Below are 12,928 nucleotides of genomic sequence, written 5' to 3'. Positions count from 1 at the left end.
GCAGCGTCTGAAACAGGGCTTAGCTCAGTTGCTCACACAAAAAGTGACTACTCGCGGCCCTGGATGTCGGATGGAATGCCAATACACGCGTAGCGACCAGTAGATAAGCGACTTCTTCATCGGACATGAATGCCATGCCTCCGATGATTTCGAAGGCGCGCGTGCTAATGCGATTTACGGCTTCCTGCACCGCAAACCTTGTCGCCTGTGCACGCGCCAAGTCACGACGCAAAAAACGATTTTCGTCTATCGAAACAGCCAAGCCACGCAGCGCCATCGTGGCGCCTTGCAGGTCAGTGAGCAGCAGGGCCCGATCATCCGGCGAACCTTTATGAGATGACAATGCCCGCCTGGCCAAAGCTGATGCCATCCCCAGATAGGAAGCCGAAGCCAGCAGCTGAAACCAGATAGCAAACAAGTGGTTACCCGTTCCTTGTTGATCATCATCCAGCTGATCATCCACGACTTTACTGAAATACATCATGGACTCGGGAACCAATAGATTATTGAACATGACTTCGTGACTGTCTGCCGCCTGCAAATGCGGTACAGACCAGAACTTTTTCCGTTCGATACTTGAATCGCCAGCAAAACCCACGCCTATGCCCAGATGAGTCTGTCCATCAGGATCAATGTAATTAACCCCGAACGTGATTGCGTCAAAGTGATGGGTCATCGTGCAGGGTTTCTTGCTTCCATTCACAACGTAGCCATGGGCTGTTTTCTCAACAGCCATGGTTGATTCTAGAATATCAGCGTGTGCCCGCCCTTCTGCAAATCCAGAGGCAACTAATAGGTTGTCGCGCGCAACGGCGCTTAATAGCCCCTGAATATCAGGCAAGAAAGAACTGGCCGCCATCACTCCGGCGACTGTGTGGTGATGCATGGTCATCATCACCGCCAGTGAGGGGCAATGTGCACCGACCCAGGTGTGTAATTGCGCCAAACTGACCGCACTGACGCCCCCACCAGCCAGCGTCGTTGCGACCGCAAGCCCTGGCTGGCCAATCGTTCTAAACATATTGGCTAAGCGGTGAGACTCTCCGCGCTCAAGCTCAAGGAGCGACGCGGCTTCAAGAGCGGATGCCATGTGTGGAACCAACTCAAAGGCCACACTTCTTTCTTCGTCTAAAAACATACTAATCAAACCTCGAGCGCTTGATAAAAAGTCCAATACCCAAAGAGTGAATCAATGGATATTTAATAGAGATATTGAGCCAACAACCACTCGCACTGGCCGGACATCAACTGGATGACTTAAAATAATGACGTGCGTAACGGCCATCCAATTTCGACAATGGCAGTAACATGAAAAAATCAGCCGAATGGAAATCAGGATCCCATGCCGGCTCGCCACACACCCAGGCACCACTGCGCAAATAGCCCTTTAACAAAGGCGGCATATGTGCAGTATGTCCAGCCTCACGTTCGTGAACGGGAAATGGCTTATAAGGCGTCACGCGATATTCGGTTGGTGCAAAATTTTTTGGTGTGAAGGAGTGGTACAAGGCGGCAGCATTGTGACCACCATCAGCCAAACTCACGCTGGCACAACCGACTAAATAATCACATTGCTCGCGCCGCATATACATGGCCAGCCCGGACCACAACATCATGATGACGCTACCCGTACGATAGTCAGGATGAACGCAAGCATGTCCCGCTTCAATAATGCGAGACTTTAAATAATCCAGCCGACTCAGATCAAATTCTTTCTCTGAATAATAGCGCCCCATGCGCTGCGCAGCCGTAGGTCCCATTACACGATAGGTACCCACCACGCACGACGTTGCGGTATCACGAACAATCAAATGATCGCAACACTCATCAAACTCGTCGACATTTAATTCCTCAGCATTAGCCAACGCAGGTGCACTGAAAGCTTCAGTGAACACCTTATAACGAAGTGCCTGTGCTTCGCGCACTTGTTCCTGACTACTTGCAAGGTCAACGACTAACTTACCAAGCTTAATCTTCTCACTTGAGTCCGTATGACTGGGCTCCTTCTGCAAACTCATGCATATCCCCTTTTAACAGCAATTCGAAAAGCCGAGCAGCAGATAAAACCTACCCGACTTTTTAGAAGTGCTCTGTAGGGGAACTCCGAAAGGCCACTGACTTTAGCGGTTTCGTTACTTGAAACGAAAAAAAGCAATGAAACGCCAGTATTTTTCGTGAAGCGTCTAAGGCTGAGGGCTTTTGAACGTCCTGATATGCGTCGCCAACGCTGACAGCGCTTTATCATCCGCCCGCACAGAATCATGCGATGAAATATAGCCTTCATACATCTCGAAAAACTTATCAACCTTTGAGCTCAACGGCTTGAACGCACTGTCCTGACCCGTTCCATGCATGGGAAACAACTTCGCATGCAGGTGATCTACCCCATACCCTTCCAGGATCATCCCCGTACGCGCCACATCAGGAAATGCGCGGTCGATCTGTTGTGCGGTTTTCTTTGCTGCGACCGCGAGCCCTGCCAACACTTCATCCGACTGCGCAAACGCATAGCTGCCATAGTGCTGCTTGGGAATCACCACGCTGAAACCCGGTGTGTTGGGGAAGATCGACAGGAATGCCATATATTGGTCATCCTCCCACAGGATATGGGCCGGGGAGGTTTTGCGGACAATGCTGCAGAAAATACAATCCATTTGAATCACCGCCAGTTTCGTCTTGGGTTTGGTCGTGGCAACCATCTAAAGCTAGGATGGAATGAGCGTCAAACCCTACGGGCATTTTGGGAAATGTCCTAAGACCTGGGTATGCCCGCTGTGCTGAGACAGGAGTTCACCATGGATAAAAACATCATTGTCATCGGCGGCGAGTCCAGCGAAGACATGACGCGCATGACCCGCATCGACGAACATATCGTCGCTTCGTCGGGCAAAACCCAGCCCACGGTGCTCTATATCTCCACCGCCAGTGGCGATGATCGTGCGAAGATTGCCGACTTCACGCTCAAATACCAAAGCGCCGGCTGCACCGTTGTGCCATTGACGTTTTTCATTCCGCCTTTTCCAGCCCCGGGTCATGTTGCCGCGCTGTTTGAACAGGCTGACATCATCCACGTGGCCGGCGGCAACACCCGAGGCTTGCTGGCCATCTGGCGTGAATTTGACGTGGCCGCCCTTTTGAAGCAAGCCCAGGAACACGGCAAAGTGCTTTGCGGCGTCAGTGCCGGCGCCATCTGCTGGTTCGACCATGGGCATTCCGACTCAGGCGGCGTATATGCGCTGGTCGACGGGCTGGGTTTTCTCCCTGGCGCGCTGTGCCCGCACTTCAGTTCAGAGGTGGGGAGAAAATCTTCGTTTGTTGAACTGGTTCGACTTAAAAACATACACCCCGCCTACGCGCTGGATGACGGCGTTGCCCTGCATTTCAAGAACGGTGAATACCATGCGACTGTCCATAACTACACGACTGGTAGTGCATATGAACTCAGCAGCACTTCGGAGCCTATTGCAAGGAAACGCCCTACAGCTCTTTAGGGTTGCTGCTCAGAAAATGGCCGCCTAATCTTTGGCGGTCGCTGCAAATTCAGCGACCGGGTTTCGCAGCTCGGTTAAACTCTAGACGCACAGTGTCCACCTAAAGAAGCAGCCCTAAATTGAACGGTGTTCAAAGGTAGAAGTGATGAGGGATGCCGCTATGTTGGTACAAGTAGCCCCCCCCTTTTACCGTCAGCTATTGAACACCCGCAAGCACGAACAACGTAAAGCACCGTGACATATTTTCCAAAGAAACATCCTACGTCCGCGCCAGAAACCCTCTCTTCTTTGTAGTCAACGATTGACCCATAGTCTTCTCTTTGGTGCCCGATACTCCATTGAGCGTTTCTAGCGGGCACACCTTCCACTCAAACGTAAATCGAAGTCACGCACAGCCGCCACCCAAAACTTTACCCTCTCTATACAAGTCAGTTAATGGACAATCGGGATGCAATTCGAATATAAGAAATTCTTAGTGACACTAGCACTCATTTCGAATGCAATATACGCTCAAGCCGAACAGACTCACTTATCGACAATCCTAAATATAAAAATGAATGCAACCTATCTCGACATGGATACAGAAACCACGGACTCTTTCGGCGTAAAGCTCATGGCGGCAGTTCGTCTGACGCTTTCGACAGAACACAGTTGTGGCACTTCTAAACTGCATATCACACCGGACTCCATCGGCGTTCCTGTCGAAAATTTCCTAGCAGAAGTTAAGAAGATCAAAAAATACGCTGATGATGGAGCCGCACTATTTATCACACATCACGATTGTGATCGAAAAATACCAATGGCAACCAAATTCGCTACCTGCACGGGTGAAATATGCAGATCACTCACAGATGTGCTAATTGATGGAAAAATGTACCTAGACAAGAATTACCGACCCGTTCCAGCTGCGCGCAGTCTTTTTTTCATAGAGCAACCCCAAACTTATGACCAAAAACTAAAAGCCTGGAAAGTATATATCTACGATAAAAAAACTAAGAAGATTGCGGCCGATGGATTCGTCGACAATGAAGACTATGCTGCGAGCAAATTCATCCATAAATTCCGCACCTTTCATAGCAACGGCATGGTTTCGAGTTCTATTGAAATGAGTGCGCAGGGGCAACGTGAAGGAAAAAGCATTGTTCGCCACAAAAACGGAAAAATTGAAAAATCCATAAATTACAATAACGGAATTATCACTGACGGCGAGTACATAACTTACGACCTGACAGGAAAAATCAAGATCCGTGAGCATTATGTAAATGGAGTGCTAAATGGCCCAAGAGTCAAACTGTACGCTAACGGAAATCCTGAATCCATGGAAAAATACTTAGACGGCAGTCGCTCAGGAATATCAAATTATTACTATGAAGACGGCACACTAAAAAATATACAAGATTATGACCGTGGGCAGTTGGATGGCTGGGACGTCAAATACTTCGCAAACGGCGAGACCGAATCACAAACACTCTATAAAAATCAGCGCATTAGAATAAGCCACGAATGGAACATTGACGGCATAAAAGTCAGTCAATGGGAACAAGACGAAAATCATAACCGCCAAGGCGACGACATAGAATGGTATGACAACGGACAAAAAAGAAAGCACTCAATCTATAAAGATGGAAAACTTCATGGAAAGATGCAAGGTTGGTCTGAGGATGGAACTCAACTTTATTCTACCGAATACGCACACGGCGAGAGAAACGGACAATCACGGCAGTGGGGCCGAGACGGGACGTTGATAGAAGACTGCCAATACCAAGCAGGAAAAATTTCAGAGCCGTGTTCGGTGAGACCTCCGCTCTGACTATGCAGGTCTTGGACACGAATAGAGGTTTAATTCGAAAAACTTAGCAATATGCAAAAAACGCCCCGAACCAGTCGGGGCGTTTTTTATTCAGCATGCAGCTTTCAACGGTCAGTCAGCCAACCGCCACGTCGTCCCACCCTTCCCGTCTTCCAACACCACACCCATCGCGGTCAGTTGGTCACGGATACGGTCGGATTCCGCCCAGTCTTTACCAGCCCGAGCAGCCAAACGTGCCTGAATCAGCGCATCCACTTGCGCCGCATCCACACGCCCTTCAGCACCGGCTTGCAGGAAGTCATCGGCTTCCATTTGCAACACACCCAGCACGCTCGCCAGTTCTTTCAGGCGCGCCGCCAGGCCCGCCGCTGCGTCGAGATCAGTCTCACGCAAGCGGTTGATCTCACGCACCATCTCGAACAGCACCGCGCAGGCTTCCGGCGTGCCGAAGTCGTCGTTCATGACTTCGGTAAAGCGTGCCACGAACGTTTCGCCACCAGCAGGTGCCACCGCTGGCAAGCCTTTCAACGCGTGGTAGAACCGCTCCAGGGCGCCCTTGGCGTCCTTGAGGTTGTCTTCCGAGTAGTTGATGGCGCTGCGGTAGTGGCTGGACACCAGCAGGTAACGCACCACTTCCGGGTGGTACTTTTCCAGCACGTCGCGGATGGTGAAGAAGTTGTTCAAGGACTTGGACATCTTCTCGCCATTGATGCGGATCATGCCACAGTGCATCCAGGCGTTGGCGTAGGTTTTGCCGGTGGCGGCTTCGCTCTGGGCGATTTCGTTTTCGTGGTGCGGGAACTCCAGGTCGCTGCCGCCGCCATGAATGTCGAAGGTCTCGCCCAGGCAGCAGGTGGACATCACCGAGCACTCGATGTGCCAGCCCGGACGCCCGGCACCCCAAGGCGACTCCCAGCTTGGCTCGCCCGGCTTGGTGGCTTTCCACAGCACGAAATCGAGCGGATCCTGCTTGGCTTCGTCGACTTCGATGCGCGCACCGATGCGCAGGTCTTCGATCTTCTTGCGCGACAGCTTGCCGTAGCCCATGAACTTGGCGACGCGGTAGTACACGTCGCCATTGCCTGGGGCGTAGGCATAGCCCTTGTCGATCAAGGTCTGGATCATCGCGTGCATGCCGGGGATATGGTCCGTGGCACGCGGCTCCATGTCGGGCTTGAGGATGTTGAGGCGCGCCTCGTCCTCGTGCATGGCGGCGATCATGCGCTCGGTCAGCGCGTCGAACGCCTCGCCGTTTTCGTTGGCGCGGTTGATGATCTTGTCGTCGATGTCGGTGATGTTGCGCACATAGGTCAAGTCATAGCCGCTGAAACGCAACCAGCGGGTCACCAGGTCGAAGGCCACCATGCTGCGGCCGTGGCCAATGTGGCAGTAGTCGTACACGGTCATGCCGCACACGTACATGCGCACCTTGTTGCCATCCAGGGGCTTGAAGACTTCTTTGGTCTTGCTGAGCGTGTTGTAGATCGTTAGCACGATGTTTCCCTTAAGACTTAATCACTGGCCCCACGAATCTCGCAAGGTCACGGTACGGTTGAATACCGGAGCACCAGGTTTCGAGTCCTTGATATCCGCGCAGAAGTAACCTTCGCGCTCGAACTGGAAACGGTCTTCCGGCTGTGCGTCGCCAAGCGATGGCTCGGCACGACAACCAGTGAGTACTTGCAGTGAGTCAGGGTTGATGTTGTCGAGGAAACTCGCGCTGTCTTCAGCCTTCTCGGGGTTCGGCGAGCGGAACAGGCGATCGTACAGACGCACTTCGCACTCGATGCTGGCAGCGGCCGGCACCCAGTGGACCACACCCTTGACCTTGCGGCCTTCAGGGTTCTTGCCCAGGGTGTCCGGATCGTACGAGCAGCGCAGCTCAACGATGTTGCCATCGGCGTCCTTGATCGCTTCGTCCGCACGGATCACGTAGCTGCCGCGCAGGCGCACTTCGCCGTTCGGCTCCAGGCGCTTGTAGCCCTTGGGCGGCTCTTCCATGAAGTCATCGCGGTCGATGTAGATTTCGCGGGCGAATGGCAATTTGCGCACGCCCAGCTCTTCTTTCTGTGGGTGACGCGGCAGTTCGAGGTTCTCGACCTGGCCTTCCGGGTAGTTGGTGATCACGACTTTCAACGGGCGCAGTACGCACATGGCGCGTGGGGCGTTAGCGTCGAGGTCCTGGCGGATGCTGAACTCCAGCATGCCGTAGTCGACCACGCCGTCGGAACGGTTGGTGCCGACCATCTCACAGAAATTACGGATCGACGCCGGGGTATAGCCACGACGACGGAAGCCCGACAAGGTCGACATGCGTGGGTCGTCCCAGCCATGCACGTGCTTTTCATCCACCAGTTGCTTGAGCTTGCGCTTGCTGGTGATGGTGTAGTTGAGGTTCAGGCGGCTGAACTCGTACTGGCGCGGGTGCGCCGGCACCGGCAGGCTGTCCAGGAACCACTCGTACAGCGGGCGATGGCTTTCGAACTCCAGGGTGCAGATGGAGTGGGTGATGCCTTCGATGGCGTCCGATTGGCCGTGGGTGAAGTCGTAGTTGGGGTAGATGCACCACTTGTCACCGGTCTGGTGGTGGTGGGCATGGCGAATGCGGTACATGATCGGGTCGCGCAGGTTCATGTTCGGCGAGGCCATGTCGATCTTGGCGCGCAGCACGCGGGCGCCGTCCGGGAACTCACCGGCGCGCATACGGTTGAACCAGTCCAGGTTTTCTTCCACCGAACGGTCGCGGAACGGGCTGTTCTTGCCTGGCTCGGTCAGGGTGCCACGGTACTCCTTGGCCTGCTCCGGAGTCAGGTCGTCCACATAGGCCTTGCCAGCCTTGATCAGCTCGACGGCCCAGTCGAACAACTGGTCGAAATACTTGGAGGCGTAGCGCACTTCACCGGACCACTCGAAGCCCAGCCACTTGATGTCGCTTTCGATGGCGTCGATGTATTCCTGGTCTTCCTTGGCCGGGTTGGTGTCGTCGAAACGCAGGTGCGTGACGCCACCGAACTCCTGGGCCAGGCCGAAGTTCACACAGATCGACTTGGCGTGGCCGATGTGCAGGTAGCCGTTGGGCTCTGGCGGGAAGCGGGTGACGATCTGCGTGTGCTTGCCCGAATCCAGGTCCGCCTGGATGATCGGGCGCAGGAAGTTGACCGGGACGGCAGGTCCGGCCTTGGAGTTCGAGGTAGGGTCGACAGTGGGCTTGCTCATAGGATCCTTGAACAGACAGGTTCGTGGCCGGGTCAGGCCAGATAAAACAAAGGGCTTATCATAGCCGAAGCTGTCAACCACCTGACAGAGCGCGGTCGAAAACTGCTGCTTTAATTGCTGCTTTAATGACAAGCGCGGTAAAAAACCACCTCGAAATTCCTGCAAGGCACGCTAAACTGCGCGTCTTGGCCCAAGTTTCGCCAAACCGGTCGTGGCGCCCAGGCGTCCAAACCCACGAATTCCCTGAAAAGAGTAGTGAACATGACTCAAGTCAAACTGACCACCAACCACGGTGACATCGTCATCGAGCTGAACACCGAGAAAGCGCCGATCACCGTCGCCAACTTCATCGAATACGTGAAAGCCGGCCACTACGAAAACACCGTTTTTCACCGTGTCATCGGTAACTTCATGATCCAGGGCGGCGGTTTCGAGCCTGGCATGAAAGAAAAGAAAGACAAGCGCCCAAGCATCCAGAACGAAGCGGACAACGGCCTTTCCAACGACAAGTACACCGTCGCCATGGCGCGTACCATGGAGCCGCATTCGGCCTCCGCGCAGTTCTTCATCAACGTCGCCGACAACAACTTCCTCAACCACAGCGGCAAGAATGTGCAGGGCTGGGGTTATGCCGTATTCGGTAAAGTCACCGCAGGTACTGACGTTGTCGACAAGATCAAAGGCGTGTCCACCACGTCCAAGGCCGGTCACCAGGACGTTCCAGCAGAAGACGTGATCATCGAGAAAGCCGAGATCATCGAAGCGTGATATTGCTGATTTCAGACTTGCATCTGGAAGAGGAACGCCCGGATATTACCCGGGCGTTTCTGGATCTGCTCCACGGCCGCGCCCGTGGCGCCCAGGCGTTGTACATTCTGGGGGACTTCTTTGAAGCCTGGATTGGCGACGATGGCATGACCCCCTTCCAGCGTTCCATCTGTGCGGCGTTGCGTGAACTGAGCGACAGCGGCACCCCGATTTTCATCATGCATGGCAACCGCGATTTCCTGATCGGCAAGGCGTTCTGCAAAGCGGCAGGCGCCACCTTGCTCAAGGACCCGAGTGTCGTGCAATTGTATGGCGAGCCTGTGCTGCTTATGCACGGCGACAGCCTCTGCACCCGCGACCTTGGCTATATGAAGCTGCGGCGCATCCTGCGTAACCCGATTGTGTTGTTTATCCTGCGTCACCTGCCTTTGGGCACACGCCACAGGCTGGCGCGCAAGCTGCGCAGTGAAAGCTCTGCCCAAGTGCGCATGAAGGCCAACGATATTGTCGATGTCACCCCTGAAGAAGTGCCGCGGGTGATGCAGCAGTTCGGCGTGCACACCCTGGTCCACGGCCACACCCACCGCCCGGCGATCCACAAGTTGCAGATTGGCGACCAGGCGGCCAAGCGTATTGTGCTGGGGGACTGGGACAAACAGGGCTGGGCGTTGCAGGTGGATGAGCAAGGATTTCAACTGGCGGCGTTTGACTTCGTCAACCCGCAGTTGGCCTTGCCTGGCGCCTGATTCTCAAACACCACTGCTCAATGTGAACAGAGATTAAACTGTGGGAGGGGGCTTGCTCCCAATTGCAGTGGGTCAGTATCAGATGTGTTGACTGACCCACCGCCATCGGGGGCAAGCCCCCTCCCACAGTTTGATTGCATTTCAGCCTTGGCTATCAGTGGCCCGAGGCTGCTGGCCCTGCCTTCGCCGTAAATGGCGGTTTGGCCAGCCACACCAGCAACATCAAGCCCATGAACATCCACCCCAGCAACGTGAAGTAATCCACGGTGGACATCATGTACGCCTGGCTGGTGAGGACCTGGTCCAGTTGCGCGTAGGCCTTCTGCCCTGCTCCACCGAGCGCCTGGATGGCATCACGGGTCGCCGAGTCGTAGGGGGTCATGCTCTCGCTCATGTAGGCATGGTGCTGGTCGGCGCGGCGGATCCAGATCCAGGTGGTCAGCGAGGCCGCGAAGCTGCCGCCCAAGGTACGCAGGAAAGTCGCCAGCCCGGCGCCGTCGGCAATCTGGTGCGGCGGCAGGTCGGACATCAGGATGCTCAGGGTCGGCATGAAGAACAGCGCCACGCCGATGCCCATGAACAGCTGAACCAGGGCGATGTGGGTGAAGTCCACTTCGTTGGTGAAGCCTGCGCGCATGAAGCAGCTCAAGCCAATCGCCAAGAATGCCAGGCCCGCCAGCAGGCGCAGGTCGAACTTGTGCGCGTACTTGCCTACGAACGGCGACATCAGCACCGGCAGGATACCGATCGGTGCCACCGCCAGCCCGGCCCAGGTGGCGGTGTAGCCCATCTGGGTCTGCAGCCACTGCGGCAGGATCAGGTTGATACCGAAAAAGCCCGCGTAGCCGAGGATCAACACGATGGTGCCAATGCGGAAGTTACGGTGCGCGAACAGCCGCAGGTTGACCACCGGGTGCTTGTCGGTCATTTCCCAGATGACAAACACCGCCAGGGCAATCACCGAGATCACCGCACCGATGATGATGAAGTTGGATTCGAACCAGTCCAGGTCATTGCCCTTGTCGAGGATGATCTGCAAGGCGCCGACCCCAACGATCAGGCTCAGCAACCCAACGTAGTCCATTGGCTGGTAACTGGTGACTACCGGGCGTTTCTTCAACTGCGCACGCACTACCATCACCGCAAAGATACCGATGGGCACGTTGATAAAGAAGATCCACGGCCAGCTGTAGCTGTCGGTGATCCAGCCACCGAGGATCGGCCCGGCAATCGGCGCCACCACCGTGACCATCGCCAATAACGCCAGGGCCATGCCGCGCTTGGCGGGCGGGTAGACCGCGATCAACAGCGTCTGCGTCATCGGGTACAACGGCCCGGCGACCAAGCCTTGCAGCACCCGAAAGCCAATCAACTCGGGCATCGAGGTGGAGATGCCGCAGAGGAACGACGCCAGCACAAACAGGATGGTCGCCCACAGGAACAGCTTCACCTCGCCGAAGCGTCGGCTCAACCAGCCGGTGAGCGGCAAGGCAATGGCATTGCTCACCGCGAACGAAGTAATGACCCAGGTGCCCTGCTCTGAACTCACGCCCAGGTTGCCGGAAATGGTCGGCAACGCCACGTTGGCGATGGTGGTGTCGAGCACCTGCATGAAGGTCGCCAGCGACAAGCCAATAGTGGCCATCAACAGGCTGGGTGGCGTGAACGAGGCGTTATTGCTCATCAGCGTTGCGCAGCCTTGGGAGCGGCGACGCTGTTGTCATGGATCAACTGATTGATCATGGCATCGGCCTCGGCCAACTGGCGCTCATACACGTTGGTGGTGAACGACGCCTTTTGCGGCGCCTGTTGCGCCAGCACCGGGCCGCTCTGGTCGTGCAGGTCCACATTCACCACGGTACTCAGGCCCACCCGCAGCGGGTGCTTGGCCAACTCTTCGGCGTTGATATGGATGCGCACCGGCACCCGTTGCACGATCTTGATCCAGTTACCAGTGGCGTTCTGCGCCGGCAACAGGGCGAATGCACTGCCGGTGCCGGCACCGAGGCTGTCGACGGTACCGCTGTACTTCACGTCGCTGCCGTAGATGTCCGACTCGATATCCACCGGCTGGCCGATACGCATGTCGCGCAGTTGGGTTTCCTTGAAGTTGGCATCAATCCACAGCTGGTCCAGCGGGATCACCGCCATCAGCGCGGTACCCGGCTGCACGCGTTGGCCCAGTTGCACGGTGCGCTTGGCCACATAGCCGGTGACCGGCGCGATCAAGGTGCTGCGCGCATTGGCCAGGTACGCCTGACGCAATTGCGCGGCGGCAGCTTGCACGTCGGGGTGCGACGAAATCACCGTGTCATCCACTAGGGCATTGGTGGTTTTCAGTTGTTGCTCAAGGTTGGTCAAGGCGTTCTTGGCCGCGGTCAGGCTGTCGCGGGCGTGAGACAGTTCTTCCTGGGAGATCGCGCCGCCCTGGGCCAGGGTCTTGCGCCGGTTGTAGTTGTCCTGGGCAGTTTGCACGTCGGCTTTCTGTGCATTGACCTGGGCTTTCATGCCATCGACGTTGCTGTACAAGCCGCGCACCTGGCGCACGGTGCGGGCCAGATTGGCCTGGGCACTCTGCAGGCCGACGGCGGCGTCGTTGGGATCGAAATTGACCAGCACCTGGCCTTCATGGACAAGGTCGCCATCGTCGGCGCCGATGCTGACCACGGTGCCGGTGACCAGCGGGGTGATTTCCACCACGTTGCCGTTCACATAGGCGTCGTCCGTGCTTTCATTGAAGCGCCCGTAGAACTCGTACCAGCCCCACACACCCAGGGCACCGAGGATGACGATCAGCGCCAGGCCGATCAGCATGACTTTGCGTTTACGTGGGTTGGTGTCTTTGGGTTGTTCAGTTGCGTTGTTGCTGTCGGCAGTGGCCATGACAAATACCTCAA

11 protein-coding genes are annotated in these 12,928 nt (G+C 55.7%); 4 read left to right on the top strand and 7 right to left on the bottom strand.

From position 1 onward, the window contains the following. Nucleotides 1-19: 19 nt before the first annotated feature. The 3 genes from NMB39_RS11440 to NMB39_RS11430 all read right to left on the bottom strand — a co-directional run bounded on the left by NMB39_RS11440 (nucleotide 20) and on the right by NMB39_RS11430 (nucleotide 2,654). Nucleotides 20-1,138 (bottom strand): acyl-CoA dehydrogenase family protein, encoded by a 1,119-nt coding sequence (locus NMB39_RS11440; RefSeq protein WP_057024291.1) that lies wholly within the window; start codon nucleotides 1,136-1,138, stop codon nucleotides 20-22. 106 nt (nucleotides 1,139-1,244) lie between these two features. Then, entirely contained in the window at nucleotides 1,245-2,018 is a 774-nt protein-coding gene (locus NMB39_RS11435) for a GNAT family N-acetyltransferase (protein WP_494339219.1), read from the bottom strand. Nucleotides 2,019-2,183: 165 nt separating this feature from the next. After that, nucleotides 2,184-2,654 (bottom strand): HIT family protein, encoded by a 471-nt coding sequence (locus NMB39_RS11430; RefSeq protein ID WP_057024421.1) that lies wholly within the window; start codon nucleotides 2,652-2,654, stop codon nucleotides 2,184-2,186. A gap of 141 nt (nucleotides 2,655-2,795) precedes the next feature. On the opposite strand from NMB39_RS11430, the gene NMB39_RS11425 reads away from it, so the two are divergent. After that, the gene (locus NMB39_RS11425) at nucleotides 2,796-3,491 is read left to right on the top strand and encodes a Type 1 glutamine amidotransferase-like domain-containing protein (protein ID WP_494339220.1); all 696 of its coding nucleotides are present in this window, start codon (nucleotides 2,796-2,798) and stop codon (nucleotides 3,489-3,491) included. A gap of 448 nt (nucleotides 3,492-3,939) precedes the next feature. Beyond that, nucleotides 3,940-5,301 (top strand): toxin-antitoxin system YwqK family antitoxin, encoded by a 1,362-nt coding sequence (locus tag NMB39_RS11420; protein ID WP_057024289.1) that lies wholly within the window; start codon nucleotides 3,940-3,942, stop codon nucleotides 5,299-5,301. A gap of 111 nt (nucleotides 5,302-5,412) precedes the next feature. Here the strand turns inward: NMB39_RS11420 and cysS are convergent, their stop codons facing one another. Both cysS and NMB39_RS11410 read right to left on the bottom strand, forming a co-directional pair. Then, entirely contained in the window at nucleotides 5,413-6,795 is a 1,383-nt protein-coding gene (cysS, locus tag NMB39_RS11415) for a cysteine--tRNA ligase (protein WP_056846579.1), read from the bottom strand. Nucleotides 6,796-6,816: 21 nt separating this feature from the next. After that, nucleotides 6,817-8,517, bottom strand: coding sequence for a glutamine--tRNA ligase/YqeY domain fusion protein (locus tag NMB39_RS11410; protein ID WP_198720894.1), 1,701 nt, complete (start codon nucleotides 8,515-8,517; stop codon nucleotides 6,817-6,819). Nucleotides 8,518-8,778: 261 nt separating this feature from the next. On the opposite strand from NMB39_RS11410, the gene NMB39_RS11405 reads away from it, so the two are divergent. After that, nucleotides 8,779-9,285, top strand: a complete 507-nt coding sequence (locus NMB39_RS11405; RefSeq protein WP_057024286.1) for a peptidylprolyl isomerase — start codon at nucleotides 8,779-8,781, stop codon at nucleotides 9,283-9,285. After that, on the top strand, nucleotides 9,282-10,031 hold the full coding sequence (gene lpxH, locus NMB39_RS11400; protein WP_057024285.1) for a UDP-2,3-diacylglucosamine diphosphatase: 750 nt from the start codon (nucleotides 9,282-9,284) through the stop codon (nucleotides 10,029-10,031). The genes NMB39_RS11405 and lpxH overlap by 4 nt, the downstream gene beginning before the upstream one ends. Before the next feature lie 154 nt (nucleotides 10,032-10,185). Here lpxH and NMB39_RS11395 read toward each other — a convergent pair whose 3' ends face one another. Together NMB39_RS11395 and NMB39_RS11390 are read right to left on the bottom strand one after the other, a co-directional pair. After that, the gene (locus tag NMB39_RS11395; RefSeq protein ID WP_046068674.1) at nucleotides 10,186-11,715 is read right to left on the bottom strand and encodes a DHA2 family efflux MFS transporter permease subunit; all 1,530 of its coding nucleotides are present in this window, start codon (nucleotides 11,713-11,715) and stop codon (nucleotides 10,186-10,188) included. Continuing rightward, nucleotides 11,715-12,914 (bottom strand): HlyD family secretion protein, encoded by a 1,200-nt coding sequence (locus tag NMB39_RS11390; RefSeq protein WP_198720892.1) that lies wholly within the window; start codon nucleotides 12,912-12,914, stop codon nucleotides 11,715-11,717. The genes NMB39_RS11395 and NMB39_RS11390 overlap by 1 nt, the downstream gene beginning before the upstream one ends. Between the last annotated feature and the right edge of the window lie 14 nt (nucleotides 12,915-12,928).

The organism is Pseudomonas sp. FBCC-B545 (genome assembly GCF_059134095.1).
The sequence above is the reverse complement of the archived record's forward strand: the minus strand, read 5'-3'. Positions and strand labels throughout refer to the sequence as shown.